Here is a 568-nt window from a genome sequence, read left to right as displayed (position 1 = left end):
CCTGCATGGGCCGCATGTAGCGGCCATAGTCCGCACGCAAGCGAGCAGCGAGGTCGTTCTCGTCCCGACGCATCAGCATCTCGAGCATCGTCGTGACGTTGCTGAAGCCGACACGCTGGGCGATCGACTCCGGGTGGTCCGTGCCCACCAGCCACTTCCCCTCGTCGATCCGCTCGGTCGTGCGACGTGCCTGCTCGTTCGCGCTGCACTGCGCCGAGCAGAACTTCCGACGCTTGACGTCCGACGGACGGTGCAGCTTCACCTCGTTCTCACAGGACGGCGCCTGGCACTCCTTGGTCATTTCTCACCTTTCATTTGTAGCCCCACAACATTACATGCAGGTCGGGTTCTCGTCGTCCAGGTTCAGCGCCAGTGCCTCCTCGAGGAGCAGCACCTCGGCAGTACAAATCACGCACAGGCGGGTCTTCCAAGACGCCGCCTTGCGGACGTCACATGCTCGACAGTCGGGGAGGATCAGGCGTGCCCACATAACATCACACGCCCTTGTGCCGTCGGCCGCGATGCACCCGCAGGCCGCGTTCATTGCTGAACCCCGCCCCACATGCCG

At 63.7% G+C, this 568-nt stretch carries 2 protein-coding genes; both read right to left on the bottom strand.

The window, feature by feature from the left end; genetic code table 11:
- On the bottom strand, positions 1-301 hold a 301-nt coding region (locus UB48_RS26915), incomplete at its 3' end, for a hypothetical protein (RefSeq protein WP_045202439.1).
- A gap of 30 nt (positions 302-331) precedes the next feature.
- Positions 332-568 (bottom strand): hypothetical protein (locus tag UB48_RS28365; RefSeq protein ID WP_275560930.1); only part of this gene is annotated, 237 nt, incomplete at its 5' end.

It is taken from the genome of Pseudomonas sp. 2(2015) (assembly GCF_000955865.1).
Taxonomy (GTDB): domain Bacteria; phylum Pseudomonadota; class Gammaproteobacteria; order Pseudomonadales; family Pseudomonadaceae; genus Aquipseudomonas.
This window is presented reverse-complemented; position numbering and strand designations above follow the sequence as displayed.